The 2,208-nt window shown below is 62.5% G+C and carries 1 protein-coding gene; it reads right to left on the bottom strand.

What is annotated here, in order from left to right:
• On the bottom strand, positions 1–1,427 hold a 1,427-nt coding region (gene ltrA / locus VF515_11245; GenBank protein HEX7408207.1), incomplete at its 3' end, for a group II intron reverse transcriptase/maturase.
• Between the last annotated feature and the right edge of the window lie 781 nt (positions 1,428–2,208).

The following is a 2,208-nucleotide window of genomic DNA, read 5'->3' as shown; positions in this document are numbered from 1 at the left end:
CCGCAGCGAACGTGGGGCGAGGCGCCGCTGTCGGGGTTTCCCCCGCCGGTTTCCCCAGCCCCCGTTCCCGAACCCGGCGTGCACCTTTCGTTATGCACCGGGCTCTCCCGTGCCGGATACGCGTAGTCGGGCATCCGCATCTTGAGCAGGTCGTGACGGCCCACCTTCAGGTCGGCGACGATGGCGACGGGGCGTTGATCAACCCATCGATACCGGGCGCGGCCCGGGAGCCGCCGCCAGTACCGGCGACGGATCACGAGGCGAGGCGTCTTGGGATACTTCTTGCGCAGCCAGCGCCGCGGGCGGTCCCACACATAATGATCGATGCGGGTGAACACCTGCTTGGCTCCGTAGCAGTGCTGGTAGAAGCGTCCCCAACCGAGCAAGACCGGATTGAGAGCGTCGATGACCTCCTGGAAGGAGAGACGCGAACGCCCCCTCGTCGTGAACTGCTTGATGCGGTGGTGGAAGTCCTTGACCCGGGCCTTGGGGATTTCGATGCGGGGCCAGTAGCCCCACCTGTCATCCCATCGCAGCCGGACACGATGGCCGAGGAACTCAAAGCCCTCGGTGAGCGCGGTGACGTGCGTCTTTTCTGGGGCGAGCGTCAACTTCATCTGCTCCCGCAGAAAGACGGCAAGACCTTCCTTTTCGGCACGGGCCTGTTCCTCGGTCCCGTTAACGAGCACCACAAAATCGTCGGCATATCGAATGGGCAAGAACACGACGCGCCCCGCCTTGCGCTCATAGTGGCGGAACTTGCGCAGCGCATCCCCGGGACGGGCATATGGCTTGCCGTCGCGGGTGATGCGAGGCGCGACGTATCTGGCGTACCGACGCTCAATGCCCGCCAACATGATGTTGGCGAGCAGTGGCGAGAGCACGCCGCCCTGCGGAGTTCCGGCCTTGGTGCGCACCAAAGCGCCCTCGGACAGAACGCCCGCTTTCAGGAAGGCCCGCACCAATCGTGTCACCCGCCTGTCAGCAACGCGCCGACGCAGGCACGTCATGACATGGTGGTGATCGATGTTGTCGAAGCATCCCTTGATGTCCCCTTCAATGACCCATTGATAGGGCGGACGGGGCCAATCGGTTTTGGTCTTCTGCCCGGTCGGTCGGATCGCGTTGCGGATATGCTCCAGTGCATCGCGACAGGCCCGTTTCGGGCGGAAGCCATACGAGACGGTCAGGAACTCCGCCTCGAAGATCGGCTCCAGCAGTTGCAGGAGCGCGGCTTGAACCACGCGATCCTGCACCGTCGGCACACCGAGCGGCCGGAACAGGCCCGGCTTGCCACGCTTCGGAATCATCACGCGCCGCACCGGGCGCGGGCGATAGCTGCCATCCAGCAGCGTCGCCCGCGTCATGGTGAGGAAGCGCTCGACGCCGATGCGCGTCTCGATGTGCTTGACAGTCACTTTGTCCACACCCGACGAGCGCGCGCCGCGATTGCTCGCGACACGTCTCCATGCAAGGCGAAGGTTCTGTGGTTGGGTAACCCAGTTCCACATGTCTCGCCACGCATCATCAGGAGTGGACCGACTCCACGTGTAGAGTTTGCGTTGAGTGTCGAGAAGCCAGACCTTGTCAGCCTGATAAACGGTGTCCACCGCTCATTCCTCCTTCGCCGCAAAACTACCTGGCACCTGATCCCCTTCGCCATGTGGCCGGCTCTCCCGGCCTCGGACTACTACGGGATCTCCGCCCCCACGCACCGCCATCACCCGGCTTCGAAGGGTTAGCCGATCCGCTACCGACCGGCGGCTGTGCGTGGGTTCCGACGTTCCGATCAACAACCCATGGACCCATAGATGACCCGCTTTACCCCAAGGTGCTCTGCGCATTGACTGGGATGGTGAGACGTCAACGCTCATGCCGTTGTTGCAACATGCCCAGACCGGTTCAGTCAGCCGATCCGGATCACGCACCAATCCCTCTGCTGTCTCATGCTGAGGGTTCACGATTTGAATTGAGGCTTCAGACACGGGCTTCGTATTCCTCATCGTAGGTCCTGTGGTAGCCCGGCTTGGGCGAGACAGCGCCCTGTCCGGACAGTTCAGACTGCTCTGCGCATTCCATCGTGGATGTCGAACCGCATCCATGACTTGCAGTCCCCTTTCGACTCTGCTCATCTCAGAGTGAGGCAACTCTTTAGGCTGCCGGTCCTTGATCAGTTGGGCACACACTTTTCTTATTGTTGTTGCGCGT

The organism is Candidatus Binatia bacterium (assembly GCA_036382395.1).
Lineage (GTDB): Bacteria > Desulfobacterota > Binatia > HRBIN30 > HRBIN30 > JAGDMS01.
This window is presented reverse-complemented; position numbering and strand designations above follow the sequence as displayed.